The sequence below is a fragment of the Sphaerimonospora cavernae genome, assembly GCF_042435035.1.
Lineage (GTDB): Bacteria > Actinomycetota > Actinomycetes > Streptosporangiales > Streptosporangiaceae > Sphaerimonospora > Sphaerimonospora cavernae.
Genome location: NZ_JBHMQT010000044.1, coordinates 369,400 through 390,547, shown reverse-complemented (window position 1 = coordinate 390,547; position 21,148 = coordinate 369,400). Strand labels below are relative to the sequence as shown.

Annotated in this window: 13 protein-coding genes and 1 pseudogene; 9 read left to right on the top strand and 5 right to left on the bottom strand. The window is 65.8% G+C overall.

Annotation, left to right across the window (positions count from 1 at the left end):
- Positions 1–8 precede the first annotated feature (8 nt).
- Positions 9–203, bottom strand: coding sequence for a hypothetical protein (locus tag ACFHYQ_RS21865; protein WP_394302983.1), 195 nt, complete (start codon positions 201–203; stop codon positions 9–11).
- Between the two features lie 325 nt (positions 204–528).
- Here ACFHYQ_RS21865 and ACFHYQ_RS21860 point away from each other — a divergent pair, with 325 nt between their 5' ends.
- Complete coding sequence (locus ACFHYQ_RS21860; protein WP_394302982.1) at positions 529–1,062, top strand: hypothetical protein; 534 nt, start codon at positions 529–531, stop codon at positions 1,060–1,062.
- Positions 1,063–1,071: 9 nt separating this feature from the next.
- On the opposite strand, the gene ACFHYQ_RS21855 is transcribed toward ACFHYQ_RS21860, so the two are convergent.
- Together ACFHYQ_RS21855 and ACFHYQ_RS21850 are read right to left on the bottom strand one after the other, a co-directional pair.
- The gene (locus ACFHYQ_RS21855; protein ID WP_394302981.1) at positions 1,072–1,617 is read right to left on the bottom strand and encodes a hypothetical protein; all 546 of its coding nucleotides are present in this window, start codon (positions 1,615–1,617) and stop codon (positions 1,072–1,074) included.
- Positions 1,614–2,717, bottom strand: coding sequence for a helix-turn-helix domain-containing protein (locus tag ACFHYQ_RS21850; protein WP_394302980.1), 1,104 nt, complete (start codon positions 2,715–2,717; stop codon positions 1,614–1,616). The genes ACFHYQ_RS21855 and ACFHYQ_RS21850 overlap by 4 nt, the downstream gene beginning before the upstream one ends.
- Before the next feature lie 90 nt (positions 2,718–2,807).
- Between ACFHYQ_RS21850 and drmD the strand changes: the two genes are divergently transcribed.
- The 5 genes from drmD to drmC all read left to right on the top strand — a co-directional run bounded on the left by drmD (position 2,808) and on the right by drmC (position 16,430).
- Positions 2,808–5,990: a DISARM system SNF2-like helicase DrmD gene (gene drmD / locus ACFHYQ_RS21845; protein ID WP_394302979.1), complete on the top strand. Its 3,183-nt coding sequence runs from the start codon at positions 2,808–2,810 to the stop codon at positions 5,988–5,990.
- 248 nt (positions 5,991–6,238) lie between these two features.
- Complete coding sequence (locus ACFHYQ_RS21840; RefSeq protein WP_394302978.1) at positions 6,239–10,012, top strand: Eco57I restriction-modification methylase domain-containing protein; 3,774 nt, start codon at positions 6,239–6,241, stop codon at positions 10,010–10,012.
- Positions 10,009–13,701, top strand: coding sequence for a DISARM system helicase DrmA (gene drmA / locus ACFHYQ_RS21835; protein WP_394302977.1), 3,693 nt, complete (start codon positions 10,009–10,011; stop codon positions 13,699–13,701). The genes ACFHYQ_RS21840 and drmA overlap by 4 nt, the downstream gene beginning before the upstream one ends.
- A complete protein-coding gene (drmB, locus tag ACFHYQ_RS21830) occupies positions 13,694–15,715 on the top strand; it encodes a DrmB family protein (protein ID WP_394302976.1) in 2,022 nt (673 codons plus the stop codon). The genes drmA and drmB overlap by 8 nt, the downstream gene beginning before the upstream one ends.
- A complete protein-coding gene (gene drmC, locus ACFHYQ_RS21825) occupies positions 15,705–16,430 on the top strand; it encodes a DISARM system phospholipase D-like protein DrmC (protein ID WP_394302975.1) in 726 nt (241 codons plus the stop codon). The genes drmB and drmC overlap by 11 nt, the downstream gene beginning before the upstream one ends.
- A 636-nt stretch (positions 16,431–17,066) precedes the next feature.
- On the opposite strand, the pseudogene ACFHYQ_RS21820 reads toward drmC, so the two are convergent.
- Positions 17,067–17,273 (bottom strand): annotated as a pseudogene (locus ACFHYQ_RS21820) (ATP-binding protein); the annotation flags it as partial.
- A 146-nt stretch (positions 17,274–17,419) separates the two neighbouring features.
- Between ACFHYQ_RS21820 and ACFHYQ_RS21815 the strand changes: the two are divergent.
- Positions 17,420–17,824, top strand: a complete 405-nt coding sequence (locus ACFHYQ_RS21815; protein ID WP_394302974.1) for a hypothetical protein — start codon at positions 17,420–17,422, stop codon at positions 17,822–17,824.
- A complete protein-coding gene (locus tag ACFHYQ_RS21810; RefSeq protein WP_394302973.1) occupies positions 17,821–18,369 on the top strand; it encodes a class IV adenylate cyclase in 549 nt (182 codons plus the stop codon). The genes ACFHYQ_RS21815 and ACFHYQ_RS21810 overlap by 4 nt, the downstream gene beginning before the upstream one ends.
- A 76-nt stretch (positions 18,370–18,445) precedes the next feature.
- Here the strand turns inward: ACFHYQ_RS21810 and ACFHYQ_RS21805 are convergent, their stop codons facing one another.
- The gene (locus ACFHYQ_RS21805) at positions 18,446–19,609 is read right to left on the bottom strand and encodes an acyl-CoA dehydrogenase family protein (RefSeq protein ID WP_394302972.1); all 1,164 of its coding nucleotides are present in this window, start codon (positions 19,607–19,609) and stop codon (positions 18,446–18,448) included.
- Positions 19,610–19,830: 221 nt separating this feature from the next.
- Between ACFHYQ_RS21805 and ACFHYQ_RS21800 the strand changes: the two genes are divergently transcribed.
- A complete protein-coding gene (locus ACFHYQ_RS21800) occupies positions 19,831–21,147 on the top strand; it encodes a UDP-glucose dehydrogenase family protein (protein WP_394302971.1) in 1,317 nt (438 codons plus the stop codon).
- Position 21,148: the final 1 nt, after the last annotated feature.

The window sequence follows — 21,148 nt, the reverse complement described above, 5'->3', positions numbered from 1 at the left end:
GGTCCCCATCATGGTTCCACGCTTGATACCTGTGACCTTGCCCTTGGGTAGCGTCCGCTCTCCAGCCCGATCAACCAGTCAACTGCCTCAGGCCCCAGGTCATGCACGTCGGCGAACTCTGCGGCCCACACCCAGAAGGCTTCATCCAGGTTCACGAGTGTCATGTCCAGGTCGAAGAGCGCAAGCCGCTGCACAGCGCGCATCGTACGAGCAGAGAGCCTCCGTGCAAGTCTGCACCTGGCCTAGCGGTTTTCAAGAGCACTACGGTTACTCCGCCCGTACCGGTTCTGACCTGGGGCTCAGACCTAACTGAAGATCAAACCAAGGAAGATCACCCCACACATATCCCGCGGCTCGGGAAGGGCTAACGATCGGTGGCGTTCGTGCGCGTCCGTATTGTCGGCAAGCAGTGTGAAGCGGTGGCTGGGTGCGGACCTTAACCACGCCCAGCCTCTCCCGTGACAGCTCGGAAAGCTGTCGTTATCCTCAGGCACCAACCCCCACCCCCCTGCAGAGGAGCTGGCAACCTTGTCCGAGACGATCGAACCGGACCCTGGCCAAGACGTCACCCGCCCCCCGATCGCTGGCCCGCCCGGCGGGGTGCAGTTCGCACCCCAGCAGGCACCCAAGAAGAACGGCATGACGTTCGGCTTGCTCACGCTGCTCGGAGGAGGCTTGGTTGCTGTTGGCTCGTTCCTGCCCTGGATCACAATCACCGCGCCCATCTTGGGTACGGTGAGCCGAAACGGTATCGACGGCGGTGGCGACGGCGTCGTGACGCTCGTGCTCGGATCGATACTCTTCGCGATCGGTTTGGCCCGGGTAACCGCGTCCGTGCCGGGTTGGCTCCAGCGGTTGCCGATCGCGTTCGGCGCGCTTGCCGGGGTGATAGCCCTGGCGGATTTCGGTTCTGTCAACGAGAAGCTCGCCGAGATCTCGCCGTCGTCGTCGGCATACGTGGCAGCCAGCGTCGGCTCGGGTCTGTACATGGTGGCGATCGGCGCAGTGTTCGCGACCATCGGTGGGCTGGTCACTGACCAGATGAAGACCAACAGATCGTGATGCGCAGTTTCAGCGCTGGAGATCCCGAACACAGTCAGGGAGCCGGAGACGACGGTCGTGGACCTTGGACATGGTATGCATGAGATCGAACGCGTCTCCGGCCCCGATCTCACCGTCCGCGACGACCATGCTCACGATGTCGATGGTCTCACGCGTGATGATCCCCTGAAACCGGGCATACCGCAGGGCGTCCCGATCATCAGAGATCCACCAAGCGCCGGCGAACTCGGTCCAGCGCTTAATGATGTAGCAGGTCTGGGCCTCGCCAAGGTGCTTGAGCTGGTTCTGGTCGTCGCCGCCGAAAACGACGCGACGGATCGCCTCGATCTTCTGGGCATCGGACGGATCATCGATTTCGATGGGCTCGCCGAGCCAGCAGCCCGCGTCCAGGGCAGTGAGGGCGGGCACGTGGGCAGCCGACCGGGACGCCTCGAAGGCCACGGCCTCGGTCCACCGGCCCCGTCCGTTGAGCGCGACTCGTAATAGGTCGAGCCGGTTGACGCAGGCAAAGTTGCACAAGACCGTGTTGTCGGGAAACAGGTAGGTAGTGGTCATAGGGCACTCGGCGTCCCCTGCTCGGACTCCAGCGCGTCCCGCAACTCATCGACGTCGGCACCCAGGAGGTTGGCATACGGACGGAGCGTCGCCGCCCCCGTCTCATATGCGGCGTAGGTGTCCCGAAGCAGAATGCCCGGCGGTCGGGGGGTGCCCGTTGTGGTTACCCAGCGTGCGAACCATTCGCCCCTACCGGCGAGTTTCGCGGCATCGACACCTGTCATGGTCTTGTACTGGTCGCACCCGCCCGCGTCGATGATGCGGAGTTCCTTTAGCCGGAAGGCGAGTGCTGACGGGCTCACCTGGAGATCGCAGACCATGTCGGCGAAGGTCTGCTGGTTGAGGACGCCTTTTCGCAGCCTGGCGCGAAGCAGGTCTTTGGGCATGAGGAAGGCCGAAGCGAAAGCGTTCGCTTGCATCTCCGTGGGGTCCTTCGACTGGGCCTTGTCGAAGATATCCCGATCGAGGTGAATGTCCTGGTCATCACCTGCGAGCAGGTGACCGAGCTCGTGTGCCAGGGTGAAGCGCTGCCGTGCGGGAATGTGGGAAGTCGCAAGCACGATGAGCTTCACCTCCTCCGACGAGACGGCCAAGCCGTCAAGGCCTTCCCCCAGTTGAACAATAGCGACGTCTACCCCAAAGACATCTTCAACCACCGCGGCCAAGTCTCCGCCAAAGATTGAGCAATTCGCCTCACGAAGTTTGGCGTGCGCCAGCTCGGCGAGCTTCTGCCCGCGTTCCTTATAGCTGCCCGAACCAGAACTCACGACGAAGGGCCGCCAAGGTTGCCCATAGCCGAGAGTGGACAAATCACTACGCATTGTGCTGTAGCGCCGCGCTATGGTCAGGGCCTCACCGGCCAGTCCGCTGGTCGTCCTGGCAGCCACGGCCAATGCCGGTTCCTCACCAGTGATGAGCCAGTCGACGCTGACGTGATATTCCTCGGCGATCCGCGCCAGGTCCAGCGAGGAGAAGCGGCGGGCGCCGCTCAGCGACTTGGACATCTTGGAGTCGTCGAGCCCGATCCGCTGTGCGAAGGCATGCTGGCTGAGGCCTGCAGCCTCGATCAGGTCTCGTACGCGATCGGTAATGCTTGGCACGCTAAACAGGCTAGCAAGCTCCTTGCGAAAAACGCAAAGACCCGCCAGGATTGGGTGCGGGGCTTGATGGTGGGGATGAAGGAGACGGACGTGGCGATCGAAGTTGGCACCCGGGGCACGCGTACCCAGGCACCGCCATTACCTGATCCCGGCCAGGTGGTCAACGTCCGCGGGTCGATGTGGGCCGTGACCTACGTTCGGCCCCAGGGACTGCCGCGCAGCCCGGCCGATGAGGGAACGCCCGGTCTAACGCACGTCGTCGGGCTCCAGTCTCTGGAAGAGGACCGGCTCGGTGAGGAACTCGCGGTCGTCTGGGAGCTTGAGGTCGGCCATACCGTCGCCCCCGACCAGGGACTGCCCGAAAAGATCAGCCCCGACGCCTTCGACGATCCCAACACGCTCGCCGCCTTCGTGGATGCCGTGCGGTGGGGCGCCGTCACCTCAGCCGACGCCAACTCCTATCAGGCGCCGTTCCGCAGCGGCGCCAACGTCGAGGCCTACCAGCTTGAGCCGCTGCGCCGTGCGCTCCAGTCCGCGCGGACCAACCTGCTCCTGGCCGATGACGTTGGCCTCGGTAAGACGATCGAGGCCGGCCTGGTGGTCCAGGAGTTGCTGCTGCGGCACCGTGCCCGCTCGGTAATCATTGTCTGCCCACCCAGCCTCGCGCTGAAGTGGCAGGACGAGATGCGGGAGAAGTTCGGCCTTGACTTCGTCATCGTCAACAGTGATCTGATGGCACGGGTCAAGCGGACCCACGGCCTGCATGCCAACCCGTTCCGGCTCTTCCCCCGGGTCATCGTGAGCATGGCCTGGCTGCCCACGCTGCGGGCACAGCGGCTCCTGCGCGACGTTTACTCCGATGTGCGCGACAGCGGCTCCGCCCGGCGATACGCCTTCGACGTGCTGGTCGTGGACGAGGCACACCATGTCGCCCCGGCCGGTCCCACCGCCATCACCGGCGGCCGGGCCTACGCCGTGGACAGCAAGCGGACACTGGCCACCAAAGCGCTCGCCGAAAAGTGCGAACACCGGCTCTTTTTGTCCGCTACCCCGCACAACGGCTACCCGGAGTCGTTTACCGCGCTCCTGGAGATGATCGACGGCCGCCGCTTCAGCCGCGGCGCGAATCTCGACGAACGGGCGCTCCGCGAGGTCGCCGTGCGTCGTCTCAAGACCAGCCTGAAGGACAAGGGCTTCAAGGCCCGGCAACTCAAGAAGATCCCCTTCTCGCCCAGCCAGAAAGAGCAGGAGCACTTCGCGCTGCTCGACGAGATCCTCACCAGCAGTGCGAAGGCCAACGGCAAGGGCCGCTCGGGCGACATCGTCGCCATGCTCCTGAAAAAGCGCTTCCTGTCCAGCCCGTGGTCGTTCACGCTGACCCTGGAGCAATACGAGAGCTCCGGCGCCACAGGTCACCGGCTCCACCTCGACGATGACGACTCCTACTACCAGGAGGTGCTGGGCAGCCAGCAGTCAGATGAGGAAGAGGGCCAGGTCGAGCAGCCGGAGTTCACCGCGCTTCGGCACAGCAAGGGCTCCGATCCGCTGGTGGCCGCGACCGATCGGGACATCGAGCGGCTCATCGACTGGGGACAGAGCTATGAGGACAAGCCGGACTCCCGGCTGGAAGCGCTGATCACCTTCCTCGACGCCATCTGTCGTCCGGGCGGCCATTGGAGCAACGAGCGAGTCGTCGTCTTCACCGAGTACGCCGCCACATTGGAGTGGATCGCCCGCATCCTGCGCGCCCGCGGCTACAAGGACCGCTTGGAGATCATCCAGGGCTCCACTCCGGCCGAAGAGCGCGAACTGATCCGCGCCCGCTTCACCGAGCACCCGTCCAAGCACGACGTCCGGGTGCTGCTGGCCACCGACTCCGCCGGCGAGGGCATCGACCTGCAGGACTACTGCCACCGGTTGGTCAACTTCGACATCCCGTTCAACCCGTCCCGTTTGGAGCAGCGGATCGGCCGGGTCGACCGGTACGGCCAGACCAAGACCCCGGAGATCTATCACTTCGCGCCGATCGCCAACTCGACAACCTATGCGGCGGACATGGACTTCATGCGGCGCATCGCAGAGAAGGTCGGCAACGTCGCGCAGGACCTCGGCTCGGTCAACCAGGTCATCGACGCCGACATCCAAAACCACTTCAGCCCCACGGGTGCCTCCCGCAAGGCGAGGATGACGGCTCCCGACGACGGCAACGCCATCATCAACCGGGCACTCGCCGGTGGCATGGAGCTGAACCGGCGGCTCACGGAGCTGTCGCGCACCTATGACGAGCGCAAGGCCGAGATGCACCTAACGCCGGCCAACGCCCGCCGGGTCGTCGACACCGCGCTCTCGCTTACCCGACAGCCGCCGCTGGTGGACACCCCCGAGGTGGACACCGACGCCCAGGTCTTCCAGATCCCCTCGCTGAGCGAGGCCTGGCAGCCCACCCTGCGCGGCCTGGACACGCGGCTGAAGCCCGGCGAACCGCGCAACATCACATTCGATGACCAGGCGGCGCAGGGCCGCTCCGACCTGGTCCATATTCACTTGGGCCACGCGCTGATGCAGCGCTCGGCCCGCATCCTGCGCAGCGCGCTGTTCAGCGTGGACTCCTCGGTTCACCGGGTGACCGCGGTCATCGTCGATGGCCTGCCCCAGTCATGTGTCGCCGCCGTCTCCCGGCTGGTCCTCGTGGGGCGGGGCGGGCTCCGTCTGCATGAGGAGGTCTTCCTCACCGGTATCCGGGTCCGCGGTCAGGCGCTTGCCGAGGCCAAGGTAGAGAAGGTCCTCGACGAGGCGCTGGACGCCGAGAATCTGAAGCTCGCCGATGAGAGCATCCGCACAATCCTCGCGGAGCTGTGGAACACCGACGAGGGACAACTCCGGTCTCGGCTGCTGCGCGCCATGGAGCGCAAGGCCGAGTCTCGGCAGGAGAAGGTGACTGAGGCACTGCAGGAGCGTCGGAACTCCGACATCGCCCGAGCACACGAGATCTTCGCCGCCTTCCGGGTCAACCTGCGTGAGTCCCGCGATCGGCTCAGCGCCGAGATCCGCAGGCAGGAGGAAGAGCAACTGTTCGTCGACGACCAACAGAAGCAGCGCCGCATCGATCTCGGCGCTATGCGGAACCGGCTGGACAACCTCGATGAGGAGGAGAACCGCGAAGTGGTCGCCATCCGGGAGCGGTACGCCGACATCAAGCCGCACGTGTCCGCCGCCGCGATCGTGTTCGCCCTCACCCCGCAGGACGCCGAGGCCGGAAGGATCCACGCATGAGCCGCAAGCACGCTCCCACGGTCGCGGAGCTGCACCGGTCCTGGCTGGAGCTTGTCGACACCGATGGTCCGTTCCTGGCTGTGCCACCGCTCAAGCGAGTCTGGGAGAGCGGCATCCCGCAGCCCGACCCGGACGCCCTGGCTACCCTCAAGGACGCCAAGCCCGCATTCGAAAAGGCATGGGAGAACTGGGACGCCAACCGGGACGAGGCCTCTCTCGACCTCTATCGCGGCGAGCGGGACGCGTGGGTGGAGACAGTCCTGCGGGAGGTGCTCGGCTGGGCCGACAGCTACGTCACTGAGCCGGGTGGCCCAGAAGTCCGTTCGCCCGACCATGCAGTCACCGTGCGCGCGACGGGTGCCGTCGCCCACGAAGGCGTGACAGGCGCCCTCGTGCTCGTGACCGACCCGGCTGACTCGCTGCGCGACCCGCTCGATGACGGCTGGGCCTCCAGCCCCATCGACCGGATGGAAGAGCTCCTGCGTACGGCAGGCGTGCCGATCGGCGTCGTCACCGACGGCCGCTGGTGGGCGATCGTCAGCGTACGCGAGAAGACCATGCCCGCCTCCGGCACCGTCGACGCCCAGGACTGGATCGCCCAGCCCGAGGTCCGCAACGCCTTCATCGAGCTGCTGCAGCGCCGCCGCCTACTCGGCGGCAAGCCACAGAACCGGCTGACAGAGCTGTTCGGCGAATCGGTCGCCGCTGCCGAAGAGATCACCGAAGCGCTCGGCACTCAGGTGCGCCGGGCCGTTGAGCTGCTGGTGCAGGCTATGTCGGAAGCCGCCCTCGATGCCGAGCGTAACGGCGGGCCCGACCCCCTGCCCGCCAAGCGAGCCGAGGTTTACGAAGCCGCTGTCACTGTAATGATGCGCGTCGTCTTCCTGCTCTTCGCCGAAGAGCGCGGCCTGCTACCGCAGAGCCGGCTGTTCACGATGGGGTACGGCATCAGCGACGAACTCGACGCGTTGGACACCCGCGCCCGCGACGAGGGCACCGAAGCACTCGACGCCACCCACCTGACCTGGCACCGGCTCCTGGCCACCTCACGGGCGCTCTACCACGGCGCCTCGTTCGAAGACCTGCGGCTGCCCTCCTACGGGGGCTCCCTGTTCGACCCCGACCGCTACCCCTTCCTGGTCAAGCTGACCGATCAGGGTCAACTGGCGATCACCGTCAGCGACCGAGTGATGCTGGAGGTCCTGCGCGCGGTCCAGGTCGCCCAGCTCAAGGGCCAGCCCGCGCGCCCGATCTCCTTCCGCGACATCGACGTGGAGCAGATCGGCTACATCTATGAGGGCCTGCTCGGCTATTCATGTGACACTGTCGAAGAGATCACGGTCGGCCTGATCGGCAGCCCCGGCGAAGAGCCGGAAATGCCGCTCACGGTCCTCGAATCCCTGGCCGCCACCAAGAAGGGTGACACGGCGCTCTCCGACGCGATCCTGGCCTGGGTCAAACAGAACCAGCCCGCCGCCAAACCTCCGACCAAGGCCGCCCTGGCCAAGGCGATCCGCTCCACGAGCGAGATCGAGGACGCCGAGACCGCCGTCCGTTCAGTCACGAAGGACGAGAACATCCGGGAGCGACTCCGCCCATTCATCGGAGTCATCCGCCGCGACCTGCGCAACCGGCCGCTCGTCGTCCAGCCGGGCGGCGTGCTGGTCATCGAGACTCCGTCACGCGCCTCGGCCGGTGCCCACTACACGCCGAAGTCACTGGCCGAAGAGGTTGTACGGCACGCGCTGGAGCCGTTGGTCTTCGAGCCGGGCCCACACCAGACCGCCAACTCCGACGACTGGCGGCCGGTCTCGTCGGACCGGATCCTCGACCTGAAGATCGCCGACATCGCCTGCGGCTCGGGCGCTTTCCTGGTCAGCGCGGCCAGGTATCTGGGCGCCCGTCTGGTGGAGGCCTGGCAGCGGGAGGGCGTCGCGTATGGCACGCCGCACGAGCTGCGGACCCACGCGATCCGCATGGTGGTCGCGTCGTGTCTGTACGGCGCGGACATCAACGCGATGGCCGTGGAGATGTGCAAGCTGTCGCTTTGGCTTGTGTCGCTCGACCCGAAACTGCCGTTCTCGTTCGTCGACGACAAGGTCCTGCACGGCAACTCACTCCTCGGGTTGACCAATGAGCAGCAGCTCAAGGACATGCACATCGACCCGGCATCAGCCAAAGGGCAGTTGTCGGTGCTCGGCGTGGACGTTGACGACGTGCTCGCCAAGGCGGCCCGGCTGCGGCAACAGATCGCCACCGAGGTCACCGACGCCGACCCGCAGCGCTCGGCCACCACCAAGCGCCGTCAGTGGCGCGACTACCAGAACCTGGTCGCCGACCTCAGAGATATCGCCGACGGTGTGGTCGCAGCCGGGCTGCGCTGGGGCGGCAAGCCCGGCAAGCAACTCCGCGAGGCGTACGAGAACGTGCGGCTCGCCCTGGAACTCGCCTACCCGGCAGGTGGCGGGACCGCGGATCGCCGGATGTTGGAGGCGATCCTGGAGGTCGGGCTCACACCGACTGTCCAGACCGACTACGAGCGGTGGAAGCCGCTGCACTGGATCGTCGCCGTCCCAGATGTGATGGACCGTGGCGGCTTCGACGCCATCATCGGCAACCCTCCTTTTCTGGGAGGATCCAAGCTCACCGGAATAATGGGGACCAACATCCGAGATTGGTTTGTCGGTGTACTGGCGGGTGGGCAGAAGGGGACGGCCGACCTAGTTGGATATTTCTTTCTACGCGCCATGGCGCTGCTCACTCCAAAGGGCAACCTCGGACTGATTGCAACAAACTCGGTAGCGCAGGGCGAGACACGCGAAGTTGGGCTCGGCCGGATGGTTGCCGACGGTTTCAACATTACACGGGCCATTCAAAGCAGGCCGTGGCCAGCAGCGAGCGCCAACTTGGAGTACGCGGCGGTTTGGGGGACACGCAGGCAGGTCCCCGATTCGCTGCCCAGGATCAGCGACGATATCAAGGTAGCGCAGCTCTCCACTTTGCTTGAGCCCGCTGGCCGCGTCTATGGCACACCGGTGCGACTTGTCGAGAATACCGGGATAACTTTCGAGGGATGCAAGCTTATCGGGCTAGGTTTCATTCTGGATCCTGAAGAAGCCACCGCGTGGATCGAGACCGATCCGGGCAACGCCGCTGTCCTGTTCCCTTATCTGAACGGGGAAGATCTCAACTCACGACCGGACGCTTCCGCATCGCGATGGGTGATCGACTTCAACGAACGCCTAGAGTCTGAGGCTCGAAGGTACGTCTTGCCGTATGAGCAAGTGCTGGCGCGGGTGAAGCCGGAGCGGGCCAAAAACAACCGGAAGGTCTACCGAGACCACTGGTGGCAATTCGGTGAGAAGCGCCCCTCCATGCGGAGGGCCATCGCAGACCTGAGTGAGATGCTGGTGCTAACTCGTGTAAGCAAGACGATGATGCCGCTGCGCGTACCAGCTAACCAGGTACTCAGCGATCGACTCGTGGTTTTCGCGAGCTGTTCATACGAGCTTCAGACTGTCTTGTCTTCGTCGCTGCACTGGGCGTGGGGTGTGAAGTACAGCACAACCATGCGGCTTGATCCCAGCTATGCGCCATCCGGCGCATTCGAGACCTTCCCGCGTCCGGAACCGAACGAGCGGTTGGCTGAGATTGGCCGCACTCTCGACACTGAGCGGCGAGAAATCATGCTCAGGCGCGATCTCGGTCTGACCAAGCTCTACAACCTCATTAATGACCCTGACGTCTCCGACGCGGCCGATCGTGATGTGGCGCGGTTGCGGGAGATCCACGTTGAGCTGGATCAGACGGTGATGGATGCCTACGGGTGGGGCGATCTGCCCCTTGACCACGGGTTCCACACCTACCGGCAGATGACTCGGTGGACGGTCAGCCCGGCCGCTCGGGTGGAGATCCTGGACCGGCTGCTGGAGGAGAATCTACGCCGGGCCGAACTCCAGGGAGAGGCGCAGCTTCCGGCGGAAGATGAGGACGAGGGGGATGACGAGGGGGATGACGAGTGAGCACGCCGCAGCCCTCACGCCACGACCACCAGCCGTACCGGCTGAAGCACGAGCCGGACGGCCAATCCTGGACCGTGCGCGAGAACTTGGTCGACATTCTTGAGCGGGAGATCCTCGGCCCGGCGAACGGGCCGGAGGAGATCCTCGATGGTGTCCCGGACTCGGCGTATCTCATTGGCCGGATCGCTCCCGTCAAACTGCTGAAAGGCAAGGGCGACCCACGGGATGCCGAGTCCGACGAGACCATCACCGATGTCGGCGATGCGCTCGATGCCGAAGAGGGCCGGGGCGTGCCGATCACCGCGGTGGATGACAGCAGTGCCGGCTCTGAAGAGGACGATGTCGATGACCAGCCGCAGCAGCGCGGACTGATGATCCCGGCGTCGATGGGGTTGCGCTGTCAGATCCCGTTCGACTTGGAAGCGTTCACCGTCTCCACCTCGTGGGGCGTGTACGAGCCGATCAAGGAGAAGACCGAGGACAGGGGGAATCTCCGCCGGTACAAGCGGACCCCGATCGAGATCGTCAACACCATCAAGGTGGACGATCTCGACCCGAAGCAGTCCACGACGATCGTGCTCAAGGACAAAGTCGTCCTGCGGATCGACCGCTACGACGATCACGAGCGTGGCCGCCGTCTGATCGAGATCGCGCTCTGCAACGACCGGGTGACCCCGATCAAGATTCCGGTCAACGCCTGGCTCTACCAGACCAAGATCTCGGTCCATGCAGATGGCGCCGAGGTCTTCCTGCCGGTGCGCGACGCGCTGGAGGACACGCGCTTCGAGCCGGATGACGAGCTACGGCGGCTCAAGCTGCAGTACCGCGACCGGCTGGAGTTCGCCATCGGGCGGACCTGCTCGGTGGACTGGAAAGCTGAGAAGGGGGCGCGGCGGGCCAGCGAGGTCTGGACGACCTGGCTGCCGACCTGCGAAACGCCGCAGGTCACTGCGGAAGAGGTCGGCAACGCGCTGCTCAGCATGGAGGCGCTGGCCGCGGCCAGCGTGGACGAGCTGCGAGTGGGACTCGAACCGATCGTGCGGGGCTATGCCGACTGGCTCGACGGTGAGCAGCGCCGCGTCGAGGAGGAGCTCCCCGCGCACCTGCGAGACGAGGGCCTGGACGCGGTCAGCGAAGCCTGCAAAGTGCAGCGGCAGCTCGCCGAAGGGTTGGAACACCTGCTCACTGATGCTGAGGCGCTGCGATGCTTCCGCTTCATGAACCAGGTCATGGCCGACCAGCGCATCCAGTCACAGGTCGCCCAGGCGCGGGCAGCTGATCCGAAGCTGAGCATCGAAGCCGCCCGCGACGCCGTACGGAGCAAGAAGAATTACGCGCATTGGCGCACCTTCCAGCTTGCCTTCATCCTCATGCAGTTGCCCGCGCTCACAGATCCGGCCGCCGAGCGCCGTTCGGGGGATCTGGCCAAGGCGCAACTGCTGTTCTTCCCCACCGGCGGCGGTAAGACCGAGGCCTATCTGGGCCTGGCCGCCTACACCTTCGCGATCCGGCGCCGTCAGGGTCTGCTCGCCACTCCGGATGGGCAGCTTGACGGCGGGGCCGGGATCGCGGTGCTCATGCGTTACACGCTGCGGCTGCTCACCGCCCAGCAGTTCCAGCGGGCCACCGCGCTGGTGTGCGCGGCTGAACTAGCACGTGCCAAGGATCCGGCCACCTGGGGCAGTGAGCCGTTCCGTATCGGCTTGTGGGTCGGAACCGATGTCAGCCCCAAGCGCTTCGACGAAGCGGCGACACAACTTGAGAAGGCCAGCAAGGGGCACGGATACCGCTTGACGGTGCTGCAGATCCAGCGATGCCCGTGGTGCGGAAGCAAGATCAGCGCCCGGAACGTCAAGTCGCATGCCGCTGAGCGCCGGATCTACGTCTACTGCAGCGATGACCTGTCGGGCTGCCCCTTTGCCGAGGGTGGCGAGATCGGTGACGGTCTCCCGGTTCTCACCGTGGATGAGGAGATCTATCGGCTGGTTCCGGCCTTCCTCATCGCCACCGTGGACAAGTTCGCCCGGCTGGCCAGGGAGGGCGAGGCGGCCTCCCTCTTCGGATATGTGTCTCGGCGCTGTGACCGGCACGGATTCGTCCACCCCGACTATCGGCACTGCGACATCCAGGACGGCAACAAGCATCCGAAGAAGGATGGGTTGCCCGCTGCCGCGGTCCGTCCTGTGTCCCGGCTACGCCCGCCGGATCTGATCATTCAGGACGAGCTGCACCTGATCACCGGCGCTCTCGGGACTACGGTCGGCCTGTTCGAGGTGGCTGTCGACGTCATGCTGAGCTGGCGAGCTCCCGGTGGCCATGCCGTACGCCCCCTGGTGGTGGCCTCGACGGCGACGGCGCGGAACGCGCCCGACCAGGTCCGTGCTTTGTATGGGCGGGATGTGACCATCTTTCCGCCGCAGGTGCTCGACGCCGGCGATACGTTCTTCTCGAAGGAAGCCGAGATCTCCGACACAAATCCGGGACGGCGCTATATCGGGCTGAGCACCACCGGCATCCGGCTCACGACAGCGGAGATCCGGGTGGCCGAGGTTCTCATGGCCGCAGCTCAGCTTCTGCTGGACCGTTCGGGTGTGGTCGCCGACCCGTACATGACGTTGGTCGGCTACTTCAGCGCCACCCGCGAGCTTGCCGGTATGTCCCGGTATATGGGTGACGACGTGCAAACCGCGCTGGCCAAGCGGCGGCCGTGGTCACTGCTGCCCAGCCGTACCGGCACCAACTTCGGCAACCTGCACCTGGCCGAGCTGACCTCCCGGGTGGCGAGTTCGGACATCACCGCCACCCTCGACCAGATGGCCATCCCGTTCGATCCGTCCTTTGACTCCATGGCCGGGAAGAAAGCGCTGCGGGAACTGCGCGAGGCCGGGAAGCGGGCGCCCACGCGTCCCTTCGCCCCGTACGACTCGGTGCTGGCCACCTCCATGCTTCAGGTCGGTGTGGACGTGACCAGGCTCGGGCTCATGCTCGTGGTCGGGCAGCCGAAGAACACCGCCGAATACATCCAGGCGTCCTCCCGGGTCGGCCGTGATCCCGAACGTCCCGGCCTGGTGGTCACCCTGGGCAACTGGGCCCGGCCACGGGACTTGGCGCATTACGAGCAGTTCCGCCACTACCACGAGACCTTCTACGCGCAGGTTGAGGCGTTGTCGGTGACACCGTTCTCGGTCACCTCGATGGAACGCGGTCTCGACGGCGCACTTGTGAGCGCCGCCCGCGTGCTGCAGGGACCCAGTCCTTCGGGACTGTCTCCCGAGGACGGTGCGGGACGGATTGAGAGTCAGCGGGATTTCGTGCTCGGCCTGATCGACGATCTGGTCGGCCGCGTCCAGCTCGCCGGCGGCGAGGAGAGCGCCGAGCTGGCCGGGAAGCGGCTGGTCAACCGGGTCGACCAGTGGGTGAATCGCCGTAAGTATCTCGCCGACCTGCGGAAGGCGCTGGTGTATGAGCGGGTCTTCGACGATGCCCAGTACGGCCCGCTGATGATCGGCGCGGAGAACGCGCGGTCGATGGCCGACAGCCGGGACGCGGCACCGTTCGTGGTCGCCAACTCCATGCGTGAGGTCCAGCCGGAGATCAACTTGCTGGTCAGCCCAATCAAAGACAACTTGATCTACATTCCGCCGATGGATGCGCCGCAGTGGCAGGTGCCGGGGGGCTCCGATGTCTGACGCTCGCTTCATCTACGACGCATCGTCCCCGGTCGATCCCCTCGGTGACGCCGACCGGGAGGCGGAGCAGGGGCGCAAGCACAACCGTGCCAAGGTCGGCTCCGGGCGGCCCTCGTCTCTGCTGTATACCTACGGTCCCGGCGCGATCATGGATCTGCCCCAGTTTACGATCATGCCGACCGGGCTGGATGACTGGGACCGGATCTGGCGGCGACGGGACGGAATTCCGCAGATCCGCGCGCCTCGGCTCCGTGAGGTCGTGCGGCTGCTGCTGCGTTCGCCGGATGTGCAGTTGCGGCCGTTTCCGTGGCAGGCCAAGAAACTGAGCATGTCGAACGAGGGCAGCGATCTCGGGGTGCCGGCCCGGGTGTTCCCGCAATGGCTGCGCTGCACCGGCTGTGACATGCTGGGGTCACTGTCGCAGTTCGACTACACCAACACCCACCCGTTCCGGACGGATCTCGCCTGTTTCGAGCACGCAAAGTGCATCGGGCGCAAGGGCGACAAGAACCGCAAACCTGCCCGGCGGCCTGCCGTACCGGCTCGTTATCTGCTGGCCTGCGTGAACGGACACCTGGACGAGTTCCCCTACGACCAGTGGGTACATCGGGGTAGACGCTGCTCAGACGCGGAGTTCCCGGCTCTGAAGATGATCGATCGGACGGCCGGTCGTGGCGCCACGGCGACGATCATGTGCGGATCTTGCGGGTTGACTCGTCCCATGAACGAGGCCCAAGGCGAGAAGGCCAGCGACAATCTGCCCAAATGCCGGGGCCGTCACCCGCACCTGGACGCTTTCCAGCCAGGCGGGTGTGGTCTCGACACCCGGCTGATCCTGGTCGGCGCTTCGAACCTCTGGTTCCCCGCCACACAGTCGATCATTGTGATGCCCGAGTCGCAGGAAGAGCGGGCAAGCGATCTGGCGGATCAAATCCGGATCGCATTGGGCGACAAACTGGCGAAATATCGCGACGATCTGGAGATTCTCCGGGATGTTCTCGACGGCAAGGTCGATGTCTCTGGCCTCTCTGATGCTGCCCTGACCCAGGCCGTCGAGCTGGCCGCGCAGCCACCCGCCTCGGCCGAAGAGCAGGAAGAGCGGATCCGCACCTGGGATCCGGTGGACCTGCTCGTACCGGAATGGCGTTACCTGCAGAAGGACCCGCTCGGTGCACGGCATGAGGACGAGATGAGCGGTCTCACGCTGTCCAAGCGCGAACTCGCTCCGGGGCTGCGCCCAGAGATCACGCGCGTGCTCGCGGTCGAGCGGCTCAGGAAGGTCAACGCCATCGTCGGCTTCACCCGGATCGACACCATGGACCGGGTCGGAGACCTGCCGCGCCGCCTCGTCCCGCTGACGCGCGCCGTTCGCCCGGAATGGACAGTGGCAACCGAGGACCGCGGTGAAGGAATCTTCCTCCAACTGGACGAGACGGCTGTGGCGACGTGGGAAGAACGGGTCTACGACACCACCCTGTGGGAGGCCCATCGCGACGCCCACCGGCGGAACTTCCAGCGTAGGTTCTCGGAGACCGCCGAGTTGGTGGACCCGGACACCCGGCTGAAGCCCCCGCGCTACTGGCTGGTTCACACCTTGGCGCATGTGCTCATCCGTGAACTGGCCCTCACATGTGGCTACTCGGCGGCGAGTCTTAGCGAGCGGCTGTACGCGTGGCCGGAGGCCGAGGGACGGGCTGCGGCGGCGGGTCTGCTGATCTGCACAACGGCCTCCGACAGCGACGGCACCCTGGGTGGGCTGGTGCAGCTCAGCGAACCAGCGAGGCTCGCACGGGTGGTGAGCAACGCCCTGCACCGGGCGACACGATGTTCCTCCGACCCGATCTGCGCCATGCGCACCCCCCAGGACCCGGAAGACTTCCTGCACGGAGCAGCCTGCCACTGCTGTGCCATGGCGTCGGAGACCTCGTGCGAGCGGGCGAACCGGTTCCTGGACAGGCGCTTCCTCGTCGACCTCCCGGGAAGTGAGCTCGGCTTCTTCGGCTATGTGGACTGACGGCAGGGCAGCGCGGGAACTGGGACAGCGGCTCACCTCCACCGAGGCCAAAGGGATAGTGGACCGGCTGAGTGACGGCGACACCTTAACCACCGCTCTTCGCGTCGTCCCCACGGCTCGACGTGCCGAGATCAGGGCGCTCCTTGCGCAGTTGGGAAAGGATGCGGTGGTTGCCGTTTTGCGGGCTGTGGAGGGTGCACGGTCGATCACCACGGCGCTGAGCCCCATCTGGACGATGCCGGGTCATCTGGCTCGGTCCGGGCCGCTTACGAGCTCGGCAGTCGATCTTGTTGATGGAGCACGGCAGTCCATCACCTGCTCGACGTTCAACTTCCAGCGCACTTCCAGACTGTGGGAAGCGCTCAGACAGGCCGCGCAACGCCCGGAAATCGCACTACGGGTGTACCTCGACACACGCGCCGCCGACTCCAGCACCGGCCGCGGTCCCTCAACGACGCAAGTGGCCGCCCACCTCGCACCAGGGATCGTGCTACGGACCACGGAGTTCGACGGCACCTACGTGCGTAACCACGCCAAGTTCCTCATCGTGGACCACCGATTCTTATTGACCACGAGCGCGAACTTCTCCTGGAGCGCCGAACACGGCAACATCGAATTCGGTCTGCTAATCGATAACCCATATCTTGCTGAGACGGTCGAGCGTGAACTTCTGCGGGCTGAGGAGCACCTGTTCGAACGCGTGCAGCCTCCCTGATTCCCAAAATCGAGACAGGCCAAGGTCGCCTACGTTGGTCGGCCGTCATCTCCTCGTCGGGCAGGCGTAGCCATGCCGGGCCGGACGCCTGGGGTCAAGCCGTCGTTCGCATGTACATGTGTCCCGGTGACCTTCCGCGCCTGCTGGTTGTCCTGCCCACACTCGACGGCTTGACCTTGGGCGGCTGGTCTGGCATCCCTCGGGGTGGCCGGCGAGGAGATGACGTCATCTCTGAGGAGTGCCGGGGGTGCAGGGGGCGGAGCCCCTTGCGGTTCTTCCCCCGTTCCTCCGCGGACCGGTGGCTGTGTCAACCCGCAGTGGCCCCACTGGGCTCCCCTGATTTGGACCCACCACGGACGGGGGGGTGGGTGGAGTTCTCCTGTGAAATGGCCCCATGCTCGGTTCTTAGAGGTTTGGGACTGCGGGGGTGGAAGGGACGCGTTGGGCGGAAGGGGCAGGCTGGGGCCTGACCGGGAATCCTGTCCTGACCGGGCCGTGGAGGCTCGCGGGTCAAGGGCGGCCCGTTAGGGCCGTCGGCGGAGCCGGCGCGAAGCGCCCTTGGCTCGGGAGAAGGACGGCCTGGTAAGCAGCGTCCCTGGCAGCGGGTCGCGCCCGCCCGACCCCGGGGGCGGGGTGTCATGTAGCGGCGGCGGTGGCGCTTTTGAGGCGGTAGGAGTCGGTGCCGGTGGTGATGATGTGGGCCTGGAAGGTGAGCCGGTCGACGATGGCCGCGCATAGCCGCGGGTCGGTGAAGGTGGTCGTCCATTCGGAGAACGCGGCGTTGGACGCGACCGCGATGGACGCGCGTTCCTCACGTTCGGTGAACACCTGGAACAGGAGTTCGGCGCCGCGGCGCCGGCTACCGCGTCATCGCCATCGAGCGCGACCCCCTCGCCCTGCACGGCGGCCCGGCCCGGCTCCCAGGCGACATCGACACCCACGCACCGGGCCTGATCGATCGTCTCAAGCTCGAAGAACTCCACGACCGGGTGCAGGTCGTCGAGGAGGACTTCCTGGCCTACGAACACCCCCTCGACACGCTCTGCGATGCGGTGTGGACGAGCTGCTCCTGGCATTACAGTATCAACCACCATCGCCCGCTTGCCGAGTTCGTCACCCGCATGCAACTGCTTGTCCGCCCCGGCGGGCTGTTCGGCGCGGAGTTCATGATGCCTGTCGAACCACGGCACTATCTCATCGAGCACTACACCTCGCCCGAGAGGCTCAGCTACCACTTCACCGGTTCCTGGGACCTTCTACTGACGCTACGCACCAGCGAATTCACCGAGCGAGCACACGTCGGCCAGCTTGCGGACCACACGCACCGAATGGGCCTGTTGCTCGCCCTCCGCTCTGCCCGCCATTCCCCACTCCTTACGAAGAAGGTCCCATGAAGCACGAGTACGAGGCGAAATTCCTCAACGCCGATGTCACCGACCTCCAGGCCAGGCTGACCGCCTTGGGTGCGGCCCAGTCGAGCCCGCGCACCCTGCTCACCCGCAAGATCTTCGAAAACGACGTTCTCGACAACGGTCAGTGGATCCGCCTGCGTGACGAGGGCGGCAGGTCCACGCTGACACTCAAGCAGGTCACCGACGCCACCACGATCGACGGCACGACCGAGATCGAAACGGAAGTCGCCGACATTCACGCCATGGCCGACATCCTCCGCGGAATCGGTCTACGCGAGGTCCGCTACCAGGAGAACTACCGTGAGGAGTGGCGTCTGGGGGATGTCGTCTTCGACTTCGACACCTGGCCGGGGCTTTCCACTTTTCTGGAGATCGAAGGGCCTGACGAGGCGTCGGTCCGCGAAGCGGCCGCTCTGCTGGGACTCGATTACGCCGAGGCCAGGTTCGGGAGCGTCGACGAGATCTACAAGAGCGAAGCGGGACGAGACATCCTCGCCGAGCCCACCCTCCTCTTCGCGGAACGGTGATCGTTCAGAGGTCCACCCCGCGGACAGCGAACCCCGCCCACCAACTACGGCAGGCGGGGTTTCTGCACGTCAATGGCTACTTCAGGAGTTGGCGGGCCATGACCATGCGTTGGATTTGGTTGGTGCCCTCGTAGATCTGGGTGATCTTGGCGTCGCGCATCATGCGTTCGACCGGGAACTCGCGCGTGTAGCCGTACCCGCCGAGCAGCTGTACGGCGTCGACGGTGATCTCCATGGCGGCGTCCGAGGCGGCGCACTTGGCTGCGCTGGAGAAGAACGTGAGGTCCTTGACCCGCGTGCCGTTCATGGCCAGCTCCGACTTGGCGGCGGCGGCGTAGGTGAGCTGCCGGGCGGCCTCCAGCTTCATCGCCATGTCGGCGAGCATGAACTGCAGGCCCTGGAAGTCGGCGATCGGCTTGCCGAACTGCTTGCGCTCCTTGACGTACCCGACGGCGTAGTCGAGCGCGCCCTGGGCGATGCCGAGCGCCTGGGCGGCGATCGTAACGCGCGTGTGGTCGAGGGTGGCCAGCGCGGTCTTGAAGCCCGTGCCCGGCTCGCCGATCATGCGCGAGGCCGGGATCCGGACGTTCTCCAGGATGACCTGACGCGTGGGAGAGCCCTTGATGCCGAGTTTCTTCTCCTTGGCCCCGAACGACACCCCCTCGTCGTCCTTCTCCACGACGAACGCGGAGATGCCGCGCGCCCCGGCGCCCGGGTCGGTCACGGCCATCACGGTGTAGTACTCCGACACGCCCGCGTTGGTGATCCACATCTTGGTGCCGTCGAGCACGTAGTGATCACCATCGAGCACCGCCCGGGTCTTCATGGCCGCGGCGTCGGAGCCGGCCTCCGGCTCGCTCAGCGCGTACGAGAACATCGCCTCGCCGCGCGCCACGGGTGCCAGGTAGCGCTGCTTGAGCTCTTCTGACGCCGACAGCAGCAGCGGGACCGTGCCCAGCTTGTTGACGGCGGGGATCAGCGAGGACGACGCGCAGGCCCGTGCGACCTCCTCGATCACGATGACGGTGGCGAGGGCGTCGGCGCCGGCTCCGCCGTACGCCTCGGGGATGTGGACGGCGTGCAGGTCGGCGGCGACGAGGTCCTTGTAGACCTCCCAGGGGAACTCCTCGTTCTCGTCGGCCGCCGCGGCACGCGGCGCGATCTTCTCGTCGGCGAGGGCCCGGACCGTCTCCCGGAGCATCTCGTGCTCCTCGGCGGGCGCGTAGAGAGGGAAGCTCATGAGGAGATAGTAGGACGTCCGAGCAGATGTTACCTACCAGTAGATCAATCTGATCGATTCTGACAAGTCTGGTAACAGAACATCCGCCCGGGCCCCATCGACCGAGCAGGGAGGGCACCGTACCGTTGACCCATACCCAGTTTGCGGACGTGGTTCAACGGGCAGTAAACCAGCCCGGTACCATGCCACTTCACAATCAGTGAGCTAGAGGGGAGCATGCCGTGCCGTACCGCCTCACCGTGCTTGGAACCGGATATCTCGGGGCTACCCACGCGGCATGCATGGCCGAACTGGGCTTCGAGGTGCTGGGCCTCGACGTGGACCAGGCGAAGATCGACCGGCTTCGGCGCGGAAACCTGCCGATCCACGAGCCCGGACTGGAGGAGTTGCTGCGGCGCAATCTGGAGTCGGGACGGCTGCGCTTCACGACCTCCTTCGAGGAGGCCGCCAACTTCGGCGACGTCCACTTCGTCTGCGTCGGCACTCCGCAGAAGAAAGGCGAGTACGGCGCGGACGTCTCCTACCTCGACGCCGTCATCGAGTCCCTCGCTCCCCACCTCGACCGCCAGTGCCTGGTCGTCGGCAAGTCCACCGTGCCGGTCGGCACCGCCGAGCGCCTGGCCGAGAAGCTGGTACGGCTCGCCCCCGCGGGCGCCCAGGTCGAGCTTGCCTGGAACCCCGAGTTCCTCCGCGAGGGCTTCGCCGTACGGGACACCCTGCGGCCGGACCGGATCGTGCTCGGCGTGGCCTCCGACCGGGCGGAGAAGGTGCTGCGCGACGTCTACGCGCCGCTGGGCGAGGAGATCCCGATCGTGGTGACCGACTACCCGACGGCCGAGCTGGTCAAGTCGGCGGCCAACGCCTTCCTGGCCACCAAGATCTCTTTCATAAACGCGATGGCCGAGGTGTGCGAGGCCGCCCACGCGGACGTCAAGCAGCTCTCACTGGCACTGTCGTTCGACGAGCGGATCGGCGGCAAATACCTCAACCCCGGCCTCGGCTTCGGCGGCGGCTGCCTGCCCAAGGACATCCGGGCTTTCATGGCCCGGGCCGGCGAGTTGGGCGCCTATCAGGCGCTCACGTTCCTCAGCGAGGTCGACGCGATCAACATGCGACGCCGGGCCCGCATGGTGGACCTCGCCCGTGAACTGGTCGGCGGCTCGTTCGAGGGCCGCACTGTCGCGGTTCTCGGCGCGGCCTTCAAGCCCAACTCCGACGACATCCGCGACTCCCCCGCGCTGGACGTGGCCGTCACGATCGCGCGGCACGGCGGGAAGGTCACGGTCTATGACCCGGTGGCCCTGGACAACGCGCGTACGGCGCATCCCGACCTCGGCTACGCGGACAGTGCGCGCGGCGCCGCCCGGGACGCCGACGTCGTCCTGCTGCTGACCGAGTGGCAGGAGTTCGTCGAGATCGACCCCGAGGATCTCGGCCTGGTCGTCGCGGCCCGCAACATCGTCGACGGCCGCAACGCGCTCGACGCCGACGCCTGGCGTGAGGCCGGCTGGCACTACCGCGCCCTCGGCCGCCCCTGAC